The sequence below is a fragment of the Kribbella soli genome (assembly GCF_004331345.1).
Lineage (GTDB): Bacteria > Actinomycetota > Actinomycetes > Propionibacteriales > Kribbellaceae > Kribbella > Kribbella soli.
Genome location: NZ_SJJZ01000004.1, coordinates 1 through 19,976, shown reverse-complemented (window position 1 = coordinate 19,976; position 19,976 = coordinate 1). Strand labels below are relative to the sequence as shown.

16 protein-coding genes and 1 pseudogene are annotated in these 19,976 nt (G+C 68.6%); 10 read left to right on the top strand and 7 right to left on the bottom strand.

Going from position 1 to position 19,976, the window contains the following annotated elements; all coding sequences use genetic code 11:
- Window positions 1-2: 2 nt before the first annotated feature.
- The 5 genes from mtrA (at window position 3) to hpf (ending at window position 5,841) form a co-directional block, all read left to right on the top strand.
- Entirely contained in the window at window positions 3-680 is a 678-nt protein-coding gene (mtrA, locus tag E0H45_RS30945; protein ID WP_131345780.1) for an MtrAB system response regulator MtrA, read from the top strand.
- A gap of 50 nt (window positions 681-730) precedes the next feature.
- Window positions 731-2,488: an MtrAB system histidine kinase MtrB gene (gene mtrB, locus E0H45_RS30940; RefSeq protein ID WP_238155421.1), complete on the top strand. Its 1,758-nt coding sequence runs from the start codon at window positions 731-733 to the stop codon at window positions 2,486-2,488.
- Window positions 2,485-4,242: an LpqB family beta-propeller domain-containing protein gene (locus tag E0H45_RS30935; protein WP_131344027.1), complete on the top strand. Its 1,758-nt coding sequence runs from the start codon at window positions 2,485-2,487 to the stop codon at window positions 4,240-4,242. Before mtrB ends, E0H45_RS30935 begins: the two co-directional genes overlap by 4 nt.
- 67 nt (window positions 4,243-4,309) lie before the next feature.
- On the top strand, window positions 4,310-4,999 hold the full coding sequence (locus E0H45_RS30930; protein WP_131344025.1) for a ComF family protein: 690 nt from the start codon (window positions 4,310-4,312) through the stop codon (window positions 4,997-4,999).
- A 215-nt stretch (window positions 5,000-5,214) separates the two neighbouring features.
- Entirely contained in the window at window positions 5,215-5,841 is a 627-nt protein-coding gene (gene hpf, locus E0H45_RS30925; protein ID WP_198682368.1) for a ribosome hibernation-promoting factor, HPF/YfiA family, read from the top strand.
- A gap of 67 nt (window positions 5,842-5,908) precedes the next feature.
- Here hpf and E0H45_RS30920 read toward each other — a convergent pair whose 3' ends face one another.
- Window positions 5,909-6,724 carry a S1 family peptidase gene (locus E0H45_RS30920; RefSeq protein ID WP_131344023.1) on the bottom strand — a complete coding sequence of 272 codons (816 nt, stop codon included), beginning with the start codon at window positions 6,722-6,724 and terminating at the stop codon, window positions 5,909-5,911.
- A gap of 148 nt (window positions 6,725-6,872) precedes the next feature.
- On the opposite strand from E0H45_RS30920, the gene E0H45_RS30915 reads away from it, so the two are divergent.
- From E0H45_RS30915 to E0H45_RS30905, 3 genes are all read left to right on the top strand, one after another.
- Complete coding sequence (locus tag E0H45_RS30915) at window positions 6,873-8,087, top strand: winged helix-turn-helix domain-containing protein (RefSeq protein ID WP_131344021.1); 1,215 nt, start codon at window positions 6,873-6,875, stop codon at window positions 8,085-8,087.
- 187 nt (window positions 8,088-8,274) lie between these two features.
- Complete coding sequence (gene secA, locus E0H45_RS30910; protein ID WP_131344019.1) at window positions 8,275-11,250, top strand: preprotein translocase subunit SecA; 2,976 nt, start codon at window positions 8,275-8,277, stop codon at window positions 11,248-11,250.
- A gap of 250 nt (window positions 11,251-11,500) precedes the next feature.
- Window positions 11,501-12,406 carry an NAD(P)H-dependent flavin oxidoreductase gene (locus tag E0H45_RS30905; RefSeq protein ID WP_238155419.1) on the top strand — a complete coding sequence of 302 codons (906 nt, stop codon included), beginning with the start codon at window positions 11,501-11,503 and terminating at the stop codon, window positions 12,404-12,406.
- Here the strand turns inward: E0H45_RS30905 and melA are convergent.
- The 6 genes from melA to E0H45_RS30875 are packed head-to-tail and all read right to left on the bottom strand — an operon-like array spanning window position 12,370 to window position 18,455.
- Complete coding sequence (melA, locus tag E0H45_RS30900; RefSeq protein WP_131344015.1) at window positions 12,370-13,665, bottom strand: alpha-glucosidase/alpha-galactosidase; 1,296 nt, start codon at window positions 13,663-13,665, stop codon at window positions 12,370-12,372. The genes E0H45_RS30905 and melA overlap by 37 nt on opposite strands.
- Entirely contained in the window at window positions 13,662-14,582 is a 921-nt protein-coding gene (locus E0H45_RS30895; RefSeq protein WP_131344013.1) for a carbohydrate kinase family protein, read from the bottom strand. The genes melA and E0H45_RS30895 overlap by 4 nt, the downstream gene beginning before the upstream one ends.
- Window positions 14,583-14,584: 2 nt before the next feature.
- Entirely contained in the window at window positions 14,585-15,403 is an 819-nt protein-coding gene (locus E0H45_RS30890) for a carbohydrate ABC transporter permease (RefSeq protein WP_131344011.1), read from the bottom strand.
- The gene (locus E0H45_RS30885) at window positions 15,400-16,323 is read right to left on the bottom strand and encodes a carbohydrate ABC transporter permease (protein ID WP_131344009.1); all 924 of its coding nucleotides are present in this window, start codon (window positions 16,321-16,323) and stop codon (window positions 15,400-15,402) included. Before E0H45_RS30885 ends, E0H45_RS30890 begins: the two co-directional genes overlap by 4 nt.
- Entirely contained in the window at window positions 16,323-17,618 is a 1,296-nt protein-coding gene (locus E0H45_RS30880) for an ABC transporter substrate-binding protein (protein WP_131344007.1), read from the bottom strand. The genes E0H45_RS30885 and E0H45_RS30880 overlap by 1 nt, the downstream gene beginning before the upstream one ends.
- Window positions 17,619-17,651: 33 nt before the next feature.
- Entirely contained in the window at window positions 17,652-18,455 is an 804-nt protein-coding gene (locus tag E0H45_RS30875) for an endo alpha-1,4 polygalactosaminidase (protein WP_238155416.1), read from the bottom strand.
- 276 nt (window positions 18,456-18,731) lie between these two features.
- Between E0H45_RS30875 and E0H45_RS30870 the strand changes: the two genes are divergently transcribed.
- Together E0H45_RS30870 and E0H45_RS30865 are read left to right on the top strand one after the other, a co-directional pair.
- The gene (locus tag E0H45_RS30870; RefSeq protein ID WP_131344003.1) at window positions 18,732-19,751 is read left to right on the top strand and encodes a LacI family DNA-binding transcriptional regulator; all 1,020 of its coding nucleotides are present in this window, start codon (window positions 18,732-18,734) and stop codon (window positions 19,749-19,751) included.
- Between the two features lie 13 nt (window positions 19,752-19,764).
- Window positions 19,765-19,976: pseudogene (locus tag E0H45_RS30865) on the top strand (sugar ABC transporter substrate-binding protein); the annotation flags it as partial.

The following is a 19,976-nucleotide window of genomic DNA, read 5'->3' as shown; positions in this document are numbered from 1 at the left end:
CGATGAGGGGCCGCGTTCTCATCGTCGACGACGACACAGCGTTGTCGGAGATGCTCAGCATTGTGCTGCGCAACGAGGGCTACGACACGTATCTGTGTGCGACCGGTGACAAGGCGGTACCGGCGTTCCGGGAGTTCAAGCCCGATCTGCTGCTGCTCGACCTGATGCTGCCCGGGATGGACGGGATCGACGTCTGCCGGGCGATCCGGGCCGAGTCCGGCGTGCCGATCGTGATGCTGACCGCCAAGAGCGACACCGTCGACGTGGTGCTCGGGCTCGAGTCGGGCGCCGACGACTACGTGGTCAAGCCGTTCAAGCCGAAGGAGCTGGTGGCCCGGATCCGGGCCCGGCTGCGCCGGATGGACGAGCCCGGTCCGGAGTCGCTGACCATCGGCGACCTCACCATCGACGTCGCCGGCCACTCGGTGAAGCGGGCCGGCGAGACGATTCAGCTGACGCCGCTGGAGTTCGACCTGCTGGTCTGCCTGGCGTCGAAGCCCTGGCAGGTGTTCACCCGCGAGGTGCTGCTGGAGCAGGTCTGGGGCTACCGGCACGCCGCCGACACCCGGCTGGTGAACGTGCACGTCCAGCGGCTGCGCTCCAAGATCGAGAAGGACCCTGAGCACCCGGAGATCGTGGTCACGGTCCGCGGTGTTGGATACAAGGCGGGTGCGGACTGATCGAGTACGGACGCGGCCAAGAGTCGCAGGCTGCCGCCGACGACGTGGTGGTGGACCCCGGAACCGAGGTACACACCGGACAGATCGCCGACCACCAGGGCGCGCAGCCGACGGCACCGCCCGAGCCGGCGGTGACCGAGTCCCGCGGGACGGACCTGGAGCTGACCGTCGCCGCGGTGGATTGGTCTGCCCAGCCGCAGCCCCTGTGGCGGACCCACCCCAAGCACTGGCCGGACATCTGGCGGCGGTCCATCCAGGCCCGGATCGTCACCGGCACGCTGCTGATGTCGACGCTGGTCCTGATCCTGGTCGGCTGGGTGATGATGAGCCAGGTCACCGACGGTGTCCTGGAGTCCCGCCGGATGAGCGCACAGGCCGAGGTCCGTGCGCAGCTCCAGCAGCTGTCCGTGACGATCGACGCCGCCAACCGCAACACCGTCAACCAGGAGCTGTCCAAGCTGGTCCTCGGCTCCAACCGCCCGGGCCTGTACGACGTCCTGCTGGTGCCGACCGACCAGGCGGCGTCCAACGCGATCCGCTACACCGGACTGGTCGACAGCAACTCGATCCCGCAGCCGCTGGCCTCCTCCGTCGTGAGTGACGGCTCCAAGCTGTGGGACACGTACACACAGATCAACTACCGGGAGAGCCCCAGCGTCCCGGGGCTGGTGATCGGTTCGCAGATCCGGATCGACTCCACCGGCGACAAGTACGCGATCTACTTCCTGTTCCCGCTCACTGCGCAGCAGGAGACGCTGGACGTCGTACAGCGGGCCCTGTTCACCGCAGGTCTGTTGCTGATCGTCCTGCTCGGTGCGGTGGCCTGGCTGGTCACCCGGCAGGTCGTGACCCCGGTGCGGATGGCACGGCGGATCGCTGAGCGGCTGGCGGCCGGCAAGCTTGAGGAGCGGATGCAGGTCCGCGGCACCGACGACCTGGCGCGGCTGGCGGTCTCGTTCAACAAGATGGCCTCCAACCTGCAGCGGCAGATCCGCCGGCTGGAGGAGCTGTCGCGGCTGCAGCGCCGGTTCGTGTCGGACGTGTCCCACGAGCTGCGGACGCCGCTGACGACGGTCCGGATGGCCGCCGACCTGCTGCACGAGACCCGTGACCAGTTCGACCCGATCAGCCGCCGCTCCGTGGAGCTGCTGCAGAACGAGCTCAACCGGTTCGAGGAGCTGCTCGCCGACCTGCTGGAGATCAGCCGGTTCGACGCCGGAGCGGCCGCCCTGGACCTGGAGGACGTCGACCTGCGCGACATCGTCAGCCGCGTCCTGGAGAACCACGAGACCCTGCTGGACCGTAAGGGCTGCCCGGTCGAGCTGGACATGCCGCGGCCGTGCAGGGCCAACGTCGACTCCCGCCGGATCGAGCGGATCCTGCGCAACCTGATCGGCAACGCGATCGAGCACAGCGAGGGCCTGCCGATCCGGATCAGCACGGCGTACGACGACGATTCCGCAGCGGTGGCCGTCCGCGACCACGGGGTCGGGTTCCGGCCCGAGGAGGCGGAGATGGTGTTCAGCCGGTTCTGGCGGGCCGACCCGGCGCGGGCCCGGACCACGGGTGGCACCGGACTCGGCCTGTCGATCGCGCTCGAGGACGCCCGCCTGCACGGCGGCCGCCTGGACGCGTGGGGCTCGCCCGGCGACGGCGCGTACTTCCGGCTGACGCTGCCGCGCCGCCCCGACGTGGCGCTGACCGGCTCGCCGCTGCCGCCACGCCCGCCCGACGCGACCCGGGTCGTCACCGAGCTCGTCGACGTCGGTGCGCCGTACCAGAAGCTGAGCGGCGGTGAGGAGCGGTGAGACGCCGACTGCTCGGAGTCGTGCTGGCCGTGGCGCTGCTCGGCGGCTGCGCGACCGTGCCGACCAAGGGCACCATCCGCAACGGTGAGCGGCAGGGGCTCGCGCCCGACCTGGGCGGCGTCGGCGTCGAGGCGAAGCCGCCGCGGGCGAACATCGGCGACATGCAGATCGTCAGCGGCTTCCTGGAGGCCATGTCGGACTCCCAGGCGTACGACGTGGCGCGGCAGTACATGACCCCGCAGGCCGCGGGGGAATGGAAGCCGGAGTCGAAGACCGTGGTGTACGACCAGCGTCCGGAGTCGCTGACCCGGACGAGCGAAGGGATCCAGCTGACCGCGCAGAAGATCGCCACCATCGGCGCGCGCGGCGAGTGGACCCCGGCAGCCGCGACCGACAAGGCCGACTTCTTGTTCAAGCTGAAGAAGGTCGACGGGCAGCTCCGCGTCGACTCGGTACCGCCGGGTGCGTACCTGGGCAGCAACCAGGTCGACCTCAAGCTCGCTCCCCGGGACCTGTACTTCTTCAACCAGTCCCGGGACCTGCTGGTGCCGGACCAGGTCTGGCTGCCGCAGAACCTCCCGTCCGGCCAGGCCGCGACGCAGCTCATCCAGGAGCTGCTGAAGGGCCCGACCACTCGGCTGGGCAACGGCGTCGTCTCCATCGCGCCACCCGGCACCGAGGTACAGGTGTCGGTCCCGGTGGACCTCGGCGTCGCCACCGTGGCGCTGAACGACACCGCCGGATCGCTCCGGGACCAGGAGCGGCGGCTGCTGGCGGCGCAGATCGTCTGGACGCTGAACCAGCTCAACCTCCGAGCCAAGATCACCGTCGGCGGTGCACCGCTGCTGCCGGACGAGCCGGAGGTTCTGCCGTTCGCCAACTTCAGCGCGTACGACCCGCAGGCGTCGGCCGGTGCGATGACCAAGCTCTACGGTCTGTTGGGGCAGAAGCCGCAGCGGATCGTCGGACTGGACGGGGCGTCGGACATCTCCGCCCAGCCGCTGAACTCGGGCCCGTTGGCGCCCTACAAGGCCCAGGCCTTCGCGGTCACGCTGGCGGGTGACGCCGGGGCGATCGTCACCGCCGACGGGAGCCATGTCGTCTACGGGAGGCTGGACCCGCCCGACAACGCCGGCAAGGCGTCCGAGATCAAGGTCGACGAGCCGACCTTGCCGCCGACCTTCGACGGCCAGGACAACCTGTGGTTCCTGGACAGAGCCGACAGCGCCCACCCGCGGCTGCGCGTCCGCCACGACGACGGCGGGCGGGTCAGCCTGGTCGAGACCGACTTCAAGGGAGATACTCCGGTCGCCCTGCGGATGGCGCCGGACGGTGTCCGGGCGCTGCTGGTGGTCCGAAGCGCGGCCACCAAGCAGAACTATGTCGAGACGGCGACGGTCCAGACCACGAACGGCGGCAAGCAACTGAAGCTGGCGGAGTTCCGGCCGCTGCGGCTGGAGCTGACCAACATCACCGATGCGGCCTGGGACAAGCAGGGCATCATCGTGGTCGGGTCCGCCAACGCGGCGCCACAGCCCTGGCTGGTCAGCACCGACGGGTCGAGCCTGCAGTTGCTGCCCGGTGCGGCGCCGGCCTTCGTGCCCGAGCACGTCGCGTCGAACACGCACAAGGACACGCTGCCGGTGATCCAGGACGACGCCGGCCGCATCCACTGGCTCAGCAAGGACCTCGGGTGGGTCTCCATGGACGCCGACAACAGCCAGGCCACGATCATCCCCACCTACCCCGGCTGAGCCAGTTGTCCACAGGCTCCGGCTCCCGCGGTTGCGGGGGCCGCGGCGGATCGTGGACCGTGAGGTGGTGCGCGGGTGGGACGGGTTCGTGGACCTGGTGCTCGGCGGCCGGTGCGCGGGCTGCACGCGGCCTGGCGTCACTCTCTGTGGTGGTTGCCGTCGGCTACTGACCGAACTGACTCCGTTCCGTGCATGGCCCGACCCGAGTCCGCCCGGTCTCGCGCCCCCGACCGCCGCCGCGCCGTACGCCGGGGAGCTCCGCAACCTGATCCTCGCGCACAAGGAACACGCCCGGTATGCCCTTGCCAGGCCGCTCGGTGAGCTGCTGGCGAACGTCGTACGGGCGAGCCTCGACCAGCGGCGCGCGGTGTGGGTGTGTCCGGTGCCGTCGCCTCGGGCAACGGTCCGCAAGCGCGGGCACGATCCGCTCGGGCGGATTACGAAGGCTGCCGTCAGATCCCTGCGCAGACAGGGAATCGACGCCCGGACGGCCGACGCGCTACGGGTCGTGGGACGTCCCGATGACCAGGCCGGGCTGTCCGCGGAACGCCGTACCGCGAACCTGGACGGGGCATTCGGGCTGCGTTCGCGCTGGGCTGAAACGCTGATCGATCAACCGGTCCTGCTGGTCGACGACGTGATCACCACCGGATCCACGCTCACCGAAGCCTGCCGCGCCTTGGAATCCCGGGGAATCCAGGTCCTCGGCTGTGCGCTGCTCGCCGCCACCGCGAGACACCGGACGTCTGGTTCATGAGAACTTCTCTACCGGTTTTCGCCGAAGCCGACTAGCGTTGGCTTATGACACCCGCTAGGGCTTGTCGGGCAGTGAAGTGGTGGAGGACCGGATCAGCCGGATTCCTCGCCACGAGGTCCGACGGGTTCGACAGCGGGTGTTCTCGTTTCGGGCACCGTCACAACGAGCACGGGGGTCCGAACACGTAAAAGAGTCGCCGATCGATGGAGGTTTCCGTGGACGTCGTTGTCAAGGGTCATCACTGCGAGGTCAGTGACCGCTTCCGGCAGTACGTCGAGGAAAAACTCGAGCGGATCGAGAAGGTCGATCACCGGGTACTGCGGTGCGAGGTGGAAGTCAGCCAGGAGAAGAACCCGCGACAGCACGATCGGGCGATGCGTGTCGAGCTCACCATGTACACCAAGGGTCCGGTGGTCCGCGCAGAGGCGTGCGGGGAGACCAAGCAGGCAGCGTTCGACGTCTGCCTGGACCGGCTCCGGTCCCAGGTCCGCAAGGCAGCCGACCGGCGTCGTGTGCACCGTGGTGAGCGTGCGCCGGAAGGCCTGCGGCACGTGAACGCGAAGCAGCCGCTCAACGGCAACGCACCTGTAGTGGAGGAACCAGTCGCCGAGGACGAGGTGGCGACACACAAGTACGGATCTCTCCTGGTCACCGGCGACGGACCGCTGGTGATGCGCGAGAAGACCCACACCGCCAAGCCGATGACCCTGGACCAGGCGCTCTACGAGCTCGAACTGGTCGGGCACGACTTCTACCTGTTCGTCGATGCCGACGAGAACCAGCCCAGCGTCGTCTACCGCCGTCGCGGCTACGACTACGGCGTGATCCGGCTGGCCGTCTGAGACCTCAGGAGGTACACGACGAAGGGGCCGGGCGAATCGCCCGGCCCCTTCGCTGTCCCGCGGTAGGTCAGCTGTCGAGCTGCTGCTGCAGTTCGGCGGCGTACGTCGCGACCTCGGCGTACACGCCCGGGTTGCCGGCGTCCGCGCAGCCGATGCCCCACGACACGACGCCGAACAGGCGGCCGTTGAGGACCAGCGGGCCACCGGAATCGCCCTGGCAGGAGTCCTTGCCGCCTTCCTCGTACCCGGCGCAGATCTCGCCGTCGGCGGTGTAGCCCTCGCTCGCGTACGCCTTCTCGCAGTACGCGTCACCCAGCACCGGTACGTCGACCTTCTGGAAGGTGTCCGCCGGGCCGGTGCCCTCGGTCTCGCCCCAGCCGTAGACGATCGAGGCCGCGCCGGCAGCGTCGGCCGCCTTGTCGGTCTCCAGTGCCAGCGTGTCGACACCCTCGAACGGCGTCGCCAGCGTCATCACCGCGACGTCGTGAGCAGGCGACTTGCCGTATTCCGGGTCCACCCAGATGCTGCTGATCTTCGATTCCTTGCCGGTGGACTTGTCGGCGAGGTCGTCGCGGCCCTGGATCGCGGTGTAGGTGGACGCCGCCTCCTGTGCGCAGTGCGCCGCGGTGACGATCTTGTTGGCCTTCACCAGCGTCGAGCCGCACCACTCACCGGTCGGGTCGGGGGAGCCGCTGTTCGAGAGCTGGATGGCCCAGGGGGTGTCGGCGGTGTGGGCGATGGTGCCGCCGACGATCCGGGTCTTGGGTACGTCGGGCGACTGCGCGGCCGACGCGGAGCCTGCTACGGCCACCGCACCGAGGGACGCCGCGGTCAGTACGCCGGCCGCGAGGGCAGCGCGGACCACATGCTTCTTTCCTGTCATGCCTCACTCCAGGGTGATAGGGGCCGCACGGGCGGACGGCCTGCTCGCAGGTTCCCCCGAACACCATCCGTAGCGCACCTCCCACTTTGGGTAACACCGGAGTTATGCCCGCACGGTTCTGTCGGTGGGGCCAGGCAGAATTCGCGGTATGACGACGCAGCTTCAGCTCTCGACGGCTCAGGCGCGCCGGGTGGCGCTCGCGGCGCAGGGTTTCACGGACCCGCGTCCCAAAGGCATCCCCGACATGCGGGCCCTGACCCGGGTGCTGGGCCGCATCGGGTTGATCCAGATCGACTCGGTCAACGTGCTGAGCAGGACGCAGTACCTGCCCCTCTACTCCCGCCTCGGTCCGTACCCGCGCGACCTGCTGGACCGGGCGGCCGGGAAGGCCCCGCGCCGCCTGGTGGAGTACTGGGCGCACGAGGCGTCCCTGATTCCGGTCGAGACGCACCCGTTGATGCGCTGGCGGATGGCCCGGGCGACGACCGAGGCGTGGGGCGGCCCGCGGTCGATCGCGAAGGAGCGTCCGGACCTGGTCAAGCAGGTGCTCGCCGACGTCCGGAACCACGGTCCGCTGACCGCGCGCGAGATCGACGACGACGTCGAGCGGGCCCGGGACAACTGGGGCTGGAACTGGTCCGACGTGAAGCGTGCCCTCGAGTTCCTGTTCTTCGCCGGCGAGATCACGGTCGCCCGCCGCAACCAGCAGTTCGAGCGGCTGTACGACGTACCGGAGCGGGTGCTGCCCCGCGCCGTTGTCGAGACACCGACTCCGACGCTCGACGAGGCGCACCGCGGGCTGGTGTCGATCGCGGCCCGGGCCCACGGGGTGGCCACTGCGCAGTGCCTGCGGGACTACTTCCGGACCGCGCCCGCGCCGACCCTGCAGGCGATCTCCGAGCTGGTCGAGGAGGGCGAGCTGCTCCCGGTCCGGATCGACGGCTGGAAGCGCCCGGCGTACCTGCACCGCGACGCGCGGCTGCCGCGCCGGGTGAACGCGCGGGCCCTGGTCAGCCCGTTCGACTCGCTGGTGTACGAGCGCACCCGGACCGAAGTCCTCTTCGACTTCCGGTACCGCATCGAGATCTACGTCCCGGCGGAGAAACGCGTCCACGGGTACTACGTGCTGCCGTTCCTGCTCGGGGACCGGCTGGTCGCCCGGGTCGACCTCAAGGCCGACCGCCCCGGCGGTGTGCTGCTGGTCCAGTCGGCGCACGCGGAGCCGAAGGCGCCCGTGGAGACCGCCGAGGAGCTGGCGGTGGAGCTCGTTCAGCTGGCCGGATGGCTCGGGTTGAACCAGGTCCGGGTGGCAGGCGGCGGTGACCTCTCGCCAGCGCTCAGTGACGCTCTGCGCGGTTCCTGAGGAGCTGCTGGGAACTTTCGGGCCCGCCCGCACGTGGGTCGGGTAGGGCTCGAGGCACGCTGCGGGCGTGGCTTGGCACACCCGGCCCCGTACGATGGTGGACGCACGCCTTCCCGGTGGGTCGGCCGTGCCCTGTCGGCGTTCGGCCGCAACCCAGGTTTCAGCAGCAAGGAGTGAACTCCCCACCATGAAGGTTGTCGACAAGGTCCTGCGGATCGGCGAGGGCAAGATCCTGCGCCAGCTGCAGGGCATCGCGAAGATGGTCAACTCCATCGAGGACGACTTCGTCAACATGTCCGACGAGGAGCTGCGCGCGCAGACCGCGGAGTTCAAGGAGCGGCACGAGAACGGGGAATCCCTGGACGCGCTGCTCCCGGAGGCCTTCGCGGTGGTCCGGGAGGCCGCCAAACGGACGCTGCACCAGCGGCACTACGACGTCCAGATCATGGGTGGGGCCGCGCTGCACCTGGGCAACATCGCGGAGATGAAGACCGGTGAGGGCAAGACCCTGGTCGGCACGCTCCCGACGTACCTGAACGCGCTGTCCGGCAAGGGCGTGCACGTGGTCACGGTGAACGACTACCTGGCCAAGTACCAGGCCGAGTGGATGGGCCGGGTGTACCACTTCCTCGGCCTCGACTACGGCGTGATCCTGCCGGAGATGACCCCGGCCGAGCGCCGGATCGCCTACGCCAAGGACATCACCTACGGCACCAACAACGAGTTCGGCTTCGACTACCTGCGCGACAACATGGCGGGCAGCATCGAGGACTGCGTCCAGCGCGAGCACAACTACGCGATCGTGGACGAGGTGGACTCGATCCTGGTCGACGAGGCCCGGACCCCGCTGATCATCTCCGGCCCGGCCGAGGACAGCCAGCGCTGGTACGTCGAGATGGCCCGGATCGCGAACTCGCTGAAGGCCTGGACGCTGGCCGACGAGGCGGAGCTGAAGCGGAAGAACCCGCGGGTCACCGACCTCGAGATCGACGAGACCAAGCGCCGGGTCGCCGACTACGACGTGGACGAGAAGAAGCGCACGGTCGCGATCCTCGAGCGCGGGATCGAGAAGGTCGAGGACCGGCTCGGCATCGACAACCTGTACGAGTCGGCCAACACCCCGCTGATCAGCTACCTGAACAACGCGCTGAAGGCCAAGGACCTGTTCCACCGGGACAAGGACTACGTGGTGGTCGACGACGGCGAGGTCCTGATCGTCGACGAGCACACCGGCCGGACGCTGCACGGCCGCCGCTACAACGAGGGCCTGCACCAGGCGATCGAGGCCAAGGAAGGCGTCGAGATCAAGGAGGAGTACCAGACCCTCGCGACGATCACGCTGCAGAACTACTTCCGCCTCTACAGCAAGCTGGCCGGCATGACCGGTACGGCGATGACCGAGGCGAACGAGTTCTCCAAGGTCTACAAGCTCGGTGTGGTGCCGATCCCGACCAACAAGCCGATGATCCGGGTCGAGGAGCGGGACCTGATCTTCCGCACCGAGGACGCCAAGTTCGACGCGGTGGTCAAGGACATCGTCGACGCGCACGGGACCGGCCAGCCGATCCTGGTCGGTACGACGTCGGTGGAGAAGTCCGAGCGGCTGTCCCGGCAGCTGCTCAAGGAGAACATCAAGCACGAGGTGCTGAACGCGAAGCAGCACGCGCGTGAGGCGGCGATCGTCGCCGAGGCCGGCCGCAAGGGCGCGGTCACGGTGGCCACCAACATGGCCGGTCGTGGTACCGACATCATCCTCGGCGGGAACCCGGAGTTCCTCGCCGACAAGGAGCTGCGCGCCCGCGGCCTCGACCCGGCGGAGGCCATCGAGGAGTACGAGGCGGAGTACCCGTCGATGCTCGAGCAGTTCGAGAAGCAGGTGAAGGAGGAGCAGGAGGAGGTCCGCGAACTCGGCGGCCTCTACGTCCTCGGCACCGAGCGGCACGAGTCCCGCCGGATCGACAACCAGCTGCGCGGTCGTGCCGGCCGGCAGGGTGACCCGGGCAAGTCCCGGTTCTACCTGTCGCTGGAGGACGACCTGATGCGGCTGTTCAAGCGCGAGATGGTCGACTGGGCGATGTCGCGGAACAACGACGACAGCCAGCCGCTGGAGAACAAGGTCGTCACCAAGGCGATCGCGTCCGCGCAGGGTCAGGTCGAGGCACAGAACTTCGAGACCCGGAAGAACATCCTCAAGTACGACGACGTGATGAACCGTCAGCGGCACGTCGTGTACGACGAGCGCCGCCGGGTGCTCGAGGGCGCCGACCTGCGCGACCAGGTGCAGGACATGCTCGAGGAGACCGTCACCGGGTACGTGCAGGGCGCGACCGCGGACGGGTTCGCCGAGGACTGGGACCTGGACGCGCTGTTCACCGCGATGAAGACGCTGTACCAGTCGGAGCTCACCGAGGAAGAGCTGATCGAGGAGGCCGGCGGCGAGAAGGCCGGCCTGACTCAGGACTTCCTGGTCGAGCGCTTCCTCGAGGACGCGAACGCGGCGTACGAGCGGCGTGAGGAACTGCTCGGCGAGGAGTCGATGCGCGAGCTGGAGCGCCGCGTCGTACTGAGCGTGCTGGACCGCAAGTGGCGCGAGCACCTGTACGAGATGGACTACCTGCGGGAGGGCATCGGCCTGCGGGCGATGGCGCAGCGCGACCCGCTGGTCGAGTACCAGCGCGAGGGCTACGACATGTTCGCCTCGATGATGGAGTCGATCAAGGAAGAGTCGGTCGGCTTCATCTTCAACGTCGAGGTGGACGTGGAGGCGATGCGCGCCGAGATGGAGCTCGCCAATGAGGCGGCGCTCGCGGACGAGGACAGCCTCCAGGGCCGCCGGATCCAGGACATCCTCGGCTCAGGCCCGGCGGTCGCGGAGCTCGCCGGCGGGGACGAGGACGAGGAGCGCCCGCAGGACGCCCCGCGGCCGCGGGACACGCCGCGTCTGCGGGCGAAGGGCCTCACCAACGAGCCGCGTCCGCAGCGGCTGACGTACTCGGCGCCGACGATCGACGGTGACGACGAGGTCGCGATGCACCAGGACGCCGTCGAGGAAGGCACCCTGGAGTACGCCGGCACGCCGCGCAACGCCGCCTGCCCCTGCGGCTCCGGCAAGAAGTACAAGCGCTGCCACGGCGACCCGCAGTCGGACGTCTACAAGTTCTGAGCAACACCACCAACGGCCGGTTCCCCTCTACTGGGGCCGGCCGTTGCTGGTTTGAACAGGTACTGGGGGGTGGGCGGGGGAAATAACCTGTTCACCGCCACCGGCGCGCGGGTACACCCCCCGCGACTGGCCGGCCGGTTGCGCCGGTGTGTGGTGCTGGCCATGGCGGGTGGGGGGTGGGGTGTGGTGCGCTTGGGGTATGTGGCTGCGGGAGAAGTTTGGGGTTGGGGTGCCGGTGGTCGGGGCCCCGATGGCGAATGTCAGTGGCGGGCAGCTGACGGCGGCGATCTCCGCCGCGGGTGGGCTGGGGATGCTCGGCGCGGGATCGGCCGTCACGGCTGACTGGATCCGGACCGAGGGTGCGATTGCGGCGGCAGCTGGGACGCCGTACGGGATCGGGTTGATGGCGTGGTCGGTGAAGGATCATCCTGAGCACCTGGAAGCGGTGCTGGAGCTGAGGCCCGCGCTGGTGTCGCTGAGCTTCGGGGACTATGCGCCGTACGTCGGCCCGCTGCAGGAGGCCGGGATCGTCGTCGCCACGCAGGCCGGCACGGTCGCGGACGCCCGCGAGGCTGTGGATGCCGGCGTGGACGTGATCGTTGCCCGCGGCGCCGAGGCGGGCGGGCACGGGCGGAACGCCGTCGCCACGCTCCCGTTGCTGCAGGCGATTCTCGACACGACCGATCTGCCCGTGCTCGCGGGTGGCGGGATTTCCGGCGCTCGTGGCCTGGCTGCCGTGATGGCCGCTGGGGCCGTTGGCGGGTGGATCGGTACGGCGTTCCTGACCTGCGTCGAGGCGCAGACGAAGGAACCGGCGCGGCAACGGATCATCGAGGCGGACGAGACCGAGACCGTCTACGGCACGGTGTTCGACGCCGCCTCGCGCGCGGGCTGGCCCGACGAGTTCGGTGGCCGGGCACTCCGCAACGCCTTCTTCGACAGCTGGGAAGGACACGAGGAGGAACTGAAGACCAAGGACTCGGCACACGAGGTGTGGGTCGAAGGGTCCAAGACCTCCGACCCGGCCCGCGCGTCGATCTACGCGGGCCAGGGCGTCGGCGCACTCACCGGTCAGCCCACCGCGGCCGAGGTCCTTGCCGGTTTCGCGACGTACCGCGACTACCTGAGTGCCGCTCTCAACGACGGGTCCAAGTAGTTGCGGTGAGCAAGCACCAGGTCGTTGCACAGCTCCCAGATCTGCTCGACGGGTAGCGCGGCCGCGGTCGCCGGGTCGACCATGACGGCTTGGCGGATCGCGCGCGGATCCTCCTCGATCGCTGCCTGTACGGCGAGTTCGGCCACGTTCAGGTACGAGCGGTTGAGCGCCGCGCACTGCGCTGGGAGGGCGCCGACCGCGGTCGGCCGGACGCCGGACGCGTCCACCAGGCATGGAACCTCGACGACGGCCCCGGCTTGCAGGTTGGAGATCAGGCCGGTGTTCGGCACGTTCCCGTAGACCGTCCGAGGAGTGCCGGTGACGATGCTGTGGATGATCTGCGGGGCGTACTCCATCGTGGGGTCGACCTCGACCGGCTCACCCGCCTTCAACGCGTTGCGGGTCTGCTCGTAGGACGCGAGGTTCTCCGCGACGATGTCGAGGTACGTCCCGATCGGCAGCCGGAGCCGCTCGATCTCGCGCGCGTGCCCGAGGTACCACGGTACGTACTCCGAGGAGTGCTCGCTCGTCTCCGTCGGGTAGAACCCGAGCCGCCGGTACATGTCGACCCGGACCCGGCGCAGCAGCTCCGGATCCGCCGCGATCGCCTCGTCCAACCGGTCGTACAGGTTCTCGGCTCCGCGCTCGAACCGCAGTACCCACGACTGATGGTTCACCCCGGCAGCGAGGTACGTGACGTCGTCGTACGGTACGCCGACCAACTCGGACAGCCCCTGCATCGTCCAGTACACCGAGTGGCAGAGCCCGACGACGTTCCGGACCCCGAGCGCCTTGAGGTACCAGACGTTCATCACCATCGGATTGGTGTAGTTGAGCAGCCACGCGTCCGGGCAGACGTCGGCGATGTCGTTCGCGAGCCCCCGCAGTACCGGGAACGTCCGGAGTGCGCGGAACACCCCGCCGACGCCGAGCGTGTCGCCGATCGTCTGCCGGATCCCGTACCGGGCGGGGATCTCGAAGTCGGCCTGGGTCGCCGCGTTCATCCCGACCTGCACGATGTTGATGACGAAGTCGGCCCCGTCCAACGCGGCCCGGCGCTCGAGATGCTTGCTGATCTGCGGTACGACGCCACGCTCCCGAGCGATGTACGACGCCGCGGCCGCAGCCGTCTCGAGCCGCTCGGGGTCGATGTCGTGCAGCGCGATCTGCAACGGCCCGAGCTCGAGCGCGAACAGGTCGGCGAGCAGGCCCTGCGTGAAAACCACACTGCCGGCGCCGATGAACGCAATCCTGGTCATGACGTCACGCTTTCCAAAGCCTCGTCCCAGTCGGGTTGTGCGGCTGTACCGCCCGCTGCGCGGGTTGAGAGTGAACCGCACGCCGCGGCGATCGCGAGGGCGCGGTCGGTGCGGGATCCGTTGAGTACGGCGGCCACCCAGCCGGCGTCGAAGCTGTCGCCTGCTCCGACTGCGTCGATCGTGTCCACCTTGAGCGCCGGTGCGGTGACGACCTTCGACCCGTTGTGGGCGATGGCGCCGTCGACACCGTTCTTGACCACGACCAGCGGGCCGCGGCGGGCGAGGATGCCGGCCGCGTCCTCGACCTGGTGATGGCCGGTCAAGGCCAGGGCCTCGGCAGCGTTGGGGAGGAAGTAGTCGGTGAGCCGCAGGATCGGGTCGAGGGTCGACCGGTCCCAGCGTCCGGTGGGATCGTCGTTCGGATCCAGCGAGGTGGTTGCCTTCGCAGCCTTCGCTTCCTTGAAGATCCCGGCCAGCCCGGCCGCCAACGCCGGCAACAGGTAGAACGACGCCGCATGCACGTGCCGCACCGAACGCACCAGCTCCAGCGGTACGTCGTCCGCGGTCGTGTTGGGCAAACATCCCGCAGACGTGAGGATCGCTCGATCGTCGCCCGAGGTGAGGATGGTGGTGAGCGGGGTCGGCAGCGAGGAGTCGACCACCAGCGCGTCGACGTTCACGCCCCGGTCGGCAAGCGACGTACGGACGAAGTCGCCCGCGGGGTCGTCGCCGACGCGGCCTGCGAACGCGACGCTGAGCCCGAGCCGGGCCGCGCCGCACGCCATGATCGACGCGGAGCCGCCGAGCACGAGCGAGCCGGTCGGAACCAGACGCTCCCGCTGACCGAACAGGATCGGTTGGTCAACCGGCCCGATCACCACATCAGGGTTGGCGTCGCCAATGACAAGGAGGTCCATAGTCAGCCTTTGAGTCCGGTGGAGGCCAGCGAACGGATGAACGCCTTCTGGGCCAGGAGAAACCCCAGCAGAACGGGCAGCACGGTGATGACGTTGCCGGCCATCACGGCGGACCACTGGGTGTGGTGCTGTCCTTGGAACGTCGTGAGTCCCAGCTGGAGGGTGTAGGTGGAGTCGCTGTTGATCGCGATCAACGGCCAGGTCAGGTCGTTCCAGGTTGCGAGGAACGTCAGTACGGCGACGGTGCTCAACGCCGGCCGCGCGAGTGGCAGTACGATCGACACCAGGATCCGGAGTCGCCCGCAGCCGTCGATCCAGGCTGCCTCCTCGAGCTCGCGAGGCAGCGAGACGAAGAACTGCCGGAACAGAAACACGGAAAGCGGTGTCACCAGCGACGGCACGATCAGCGCGCCGAGCGTGTCGATCAGGCCGAGCTGCTTCATCACCAGGAACGTCGGGATCATCGTCAGCTGGAACGGGATCACCATCGTCGCCAGCATCAGCCCGAGGACGATCTTCGACCCGGCGAACCGGATCCGCGCGAACGCGTACCCGCCTAGCGTTCCGAGCACCAGGTTCGCCGTCACCGCCACCGCGGAAACGATGAAGGAATTCAGGAACCAGCGCGGAAACAACGCGTTTCCGAGCACGTACCGGTATCCGTCGAGCTTGATCCCCTGCGGCCACAACGCCGGCGGAAAACGGTTGATTTCCGCGTTGCTCATCACCGAGCTGACCAGCAGCCACACCAACGGCAACGCGAACAGCAACGCCAGCGGCGCGAGCACCAGATGCCAACCGCTGAAAGGCAACCTCTTCATCGAGCAGCCACCCTCCGCCGGTAGATCTGCAAGGCGGCGCCGACCACCAGCAACGCGACGGCCAACGTGTACGCCGCGGCCGCGCTGTAGCCGGCCGTGAACGTCTTGAACGCCTTCTCCCAGATGAAGTACACGATCACCGTCGTGGACCCGAGCGGTCCGCCCTTCGTGGTGACGAACACCAGGTCGAACACCTGCAGCGCGTTGATGGTCTGGAACAGCAGCAGGAAGATCGTCACCGGCGCCAGCGCGGGCAGCGTCACGTGCCGCAGTACGCCCCAACGACCGGCGCCGTCGATCCGCGCCGCCTCGACCAGATCGCTCGAAACCCCTTGCAGGCCTGCGAGATAGACGATGACGCAGAACCCGGTGCCGCTCCACAAGGAGATCGCGACCAGCAGGTACAGCGCCTGACCGGGATCGCTGAAGAACCCCTGCGCCGGCAGCCCGAGCTTGTGCAGCAACGAGTTCGCGACCCCGAACTCCGGGTCCAGCACGAACGAGAACAGCACGCCCTGCGCCGCCGCCGACACCACGAACGGCACGAACACCAAGGTCCGGTACAGCCCGATCAACGCGATCTTCCGGTCCAGCGCGATCGCGATCCCCAACCCGGCCACCACGCTCAACGGCACATACAACGCCGTATAGATCAGCGTGTGCGAGACCGCGGACCCGAACGCCGGGTCCTTCACCAGCGCCTTGTAGTTCGCCAGCCCGACCCACTCGCTCGGCGACACCAGGTCGTTCACCTGGAAAGACAACAGCAACGACCACAGCACCGGGACGACGCTCAGCCCGAGAATGATCACCACCGACGGACTGACGAACGCCCACCCGGTCGCACCTTCACCACGCGCCCGCCGCTTGGCGGCCCGCGAGCGTGGATCGACGGTGAACGTCCCGACCACGCTGGCCATCAGTTGGGCACCGCCAGCACCTGGTTGCACTGGTCGACGGCCTGCTTCAACGCGTCCGCGGGACTCTGCTTCCCGAGCAGTACGGCGGCAATGGCCTGACCCATGTGCTCCGAGATCTGCGGGTACGTCGAGATCGTCGGGCGCACCTTCGCGGTGTCGAGGGCGGTCACGAAGACCTCGAGGCCGTTGGTCTCCGTCGAGTGCTTCTTCCACTGCGGCAACTCGGCCGTCGCCTTGGTGATCGGCAGGCTGCCGCCCTTGACGTCCCACTGGATGTCCTGCGCCGGGTCGGCCAGCCAGGTGACGAACTCGGTGGCCGCCTTCACCTTGGCCTTGCCGTTGTCGAAGATCGTCCAGGTGTCCGGCCCCGAGATCGTCATCGGCTTCCCGGAGTACGACGGCAGCGGCACCACGCCGTACTCGAGGCCGTTGTCCTTCAGCTCGGGGAGCTGCCAGGGGCCGGTGGCGACCATTCCCATCCGGCCGCCGAGGAACACCTGGTACAGCTGCTCGCTACCCGGCTTCGGGTCGACGTACAACGACTTGTCGCTCCGCAACCGGTCCAGTGTTTCCAGGGCTTTCGTGCCGACCGAGTCGAAGCCGACCTTCTTGCCGTCGCCGCTGACCACGTCGCCGCCGAGGTCCCAGATCATCGGCCAGATCCGCCAGACCGTGTCCTCGTCGCCGACGCCCGGCCACCCGGTGCCGAAGATGCCCTTCGCCGGGTTCGTCAGTTGCTTGGCGGCGGCAACGAAATCGTCCCAGGTCCAGCCGGCCTTCGGCGCGGCCACACCGGCGGCCGCGAACAGCTTCTTGTTGTAGACCACACAGAGCGAGTCGAGCAGCGCCGGCGCCGCCCGGACCTTCTCCTTCACGCTGACCGCGTCCTTCGCGGCCGGCCAGTAGTCGTCGATCTTCAGCTGGCCGGTGAGATCGGCGACCTTGGGACTCTTGGTCAGGCTGGCGAGGTCCGACCCGAAGATGTACGCGATGTCCGGGTAGGACCCCGCCGCCAGACCCGCGGTGACCTTCTGCAGCATGCTGTCCGCGGTCACGCCGCCACCGCCGCCGACCACCTTGATCTTCGGGTGCGACTGGTTGAACGCAGTGATCAGGGAGTCGATCGCGGCCTTGCCGAGATCCACCTGGCCGTGCCAGAGGTCAAGGGTCACGACACCGTCAGCCCCTTGATCCTCATCCTTCTTACCGCAAGCACTGAGGGTGCCTGCGGCCGCGACGGCGGCGGCCGCGCGGAGGACGTCACGACGGGACAGGTTTCGAGCATGCTGAGACATGGCGGTCTCCAGAAAGGTTGCAGGAAAGGAGTTTCAGCAGGTCTTGCGGACGTACCCGGAGTCGCCCGGGACGGAGACGTCCACATCGCGCTGCACGATCGAGAGCGTTCCGCCGTACTGCGAACACGCCGTACGCCGGCCATTGTCGGTGTACTCGATCACGATCACGTTGTTGCCGAAGGCATCCACGTAGTCACCGCACTCGTCGTACTGGCCGCATTCCTCGGCGACTGCGAAGTCCAGGCCGACCGAGGTTCGGTCACCGGCCAGCTCGACCGTGTTCTTCTGGCCGATGGCGAGGCTCTTGCTGTGTGCGTGGGTGGCCAGCAAGGTCAGGTACGCCTTCGCCTGGCCGGCGGTGAGGAGGTTCTTCGAGCGGGTGTAGCTGTCGTAGTTGTCGGGCTCGATCGCCTTGTAGCCCTTGCCTGCGCAGCCGTCGATCCAGCCGTTGACCTTGGCGGCGATCCGGTTCCGCTTGTCCGCCGTCCGGAGGTCGAGCAGCGGTTCGCCCCAGTCCTCGTCGATCACAAGGTTGCCCTTGGCATCGCGGAGCAGCAGGTCGGAACCCCACTGGCCCTGTTCTCCGGGCTGGACCTGGAAGGCGTTGACGTAGCAGATGTTGTAGAGGCCGGCCGCCGGAGTGGCGGTCCGGTCGCGGGTGACCACCTGGACACCGGCGGGCGGGGTGTACGCGCCGCCGATCTGGTAGTCGAACTTCGCGTGCGCCGGCGGGAGCGTGACGGCCGCGTCGGCAGGGTTTCGGGTGAGGGTGGAGGCGGTGACTGCGAGGGCGGTGGCCGCGGCTGCTACCAGCAGGCGGCGGGTGAGTCTGGACACGATTGCTCCATCGGTCCCGGGGACGCGACCCCGCCTCGGGCTTTCTCACCACCCTGGCGCCGGGAAACCGGACTTCAGGCCGTCGGCCTGGTACCGGCTGGGTGCGTCACTGCCGACCAGTCAAGCGCCGTGACAACCGCTCCGTCAAGCGATCGGCTGCAAACGAGTGCGCGGAACCGCCTGCAGATTGCGGTATTGCGCAAAGCTCTCAGATCTTGACAGCAGTGGTTTTAACCGGTTTAGATGCTCTTTAAACCGGTTTAATTGGAGGTTCGGGTGGCGAAGCGGCCGACGATCGCGGATGTGGCGCGCCGGGCCGGCGTGTCCAAGGGCTCGGTGTCGTTCGCGCTCAACGGGCGCCCCGGGCTGGCGCAGTCGACCGTGGACAAGATCCTCGCCGCCGCCGACGAGCTCGGCTGGCGGCCGAGCAACCGCGCGCGGTCGCTGTCGGTCTCGAAGGCGTTCGCGCTCGGCCTGGTGATCACCCGGGATCCGGCCGTGCTGTCGTCGGATCCGTTCTTCCCGGCGTTCATCGCCGGGGTCGAGAGCGTGCTGTCGACGCGGGGGCAGGCGCTCGTTCTGCAGGTGGTCGCCGACGGTTCGGAGGCCGATGGGTACCGGCGGCTCGCGCAGGACGGGCGGGTCGACGGGGTGTTCCTGTCCGACCTCCGGCACGACGATCCGCGGATCGGCCTGCTGGTCGAGCTCGGCCTGCCCGCGGTCACCCTGAACCGGCCGGACGGCGATTCGCCGTTCCCGGCCGTCACCCTCGACGACCGGCCGGGGACACGGGCCGTCGTCGAGCACCTGATCGAGCTCGGGCACACCCGGATCGCGCAGGTCGCCGGTCCGCCCGCGTTCGTGCACGCCACGGCACGGTCCACGGCCTTCGCCGAGACTCTGGCCGCGGCCGGTCTGGAACCTGTCGCGGTCGAGACCGGTGACTTCACGGCGGCCGGTGGAATCGAGACCACCCGGCGGTTGCTCGCGCTTCCGGAGCCGCCGACCGCGATCGTCTATGCGAACGACCGGATGGCGATCGCGGGTCTCGGCGCCGCCCAGGCCGCGGGCCTGACCGTGCCGGACGACCTGAGCATCGCCGGCTTCGACGACAGCGAGCTCGCCGAGTACGTGCATCCCGGTCTGACCACGGTCCGCGCCGACCCGTTCCGTTTCGGCGAGACGGCGGCCCAGACCCTCAACCGGGTCGTCGACGGCGACACCGACGTACCCGACGTCGAGCTGCCGCCCGCAGAACTCGTCGTACGGCGCTCCACCGCCGCACCCCCTTTGTAGGAGGAACCCCCTGATGAAGCTACAAGCTGGATTGCTGGCCGTGGTTCTGGCCGGCTCGCTCGCCGCGTGTGGGAGCGGCGGTGGCGGCGCTGGTGACGCCGACGCCGCCGCGCAGGCCCGCGGACCGATCACGATCTGGTACTCGAACAACGCCGAGGAAGTGGCCTGGGGCAAGCAGATGGTCGCGGCCTGGAACGCCGAGCACGCCGACCAGAAGGTCACCGC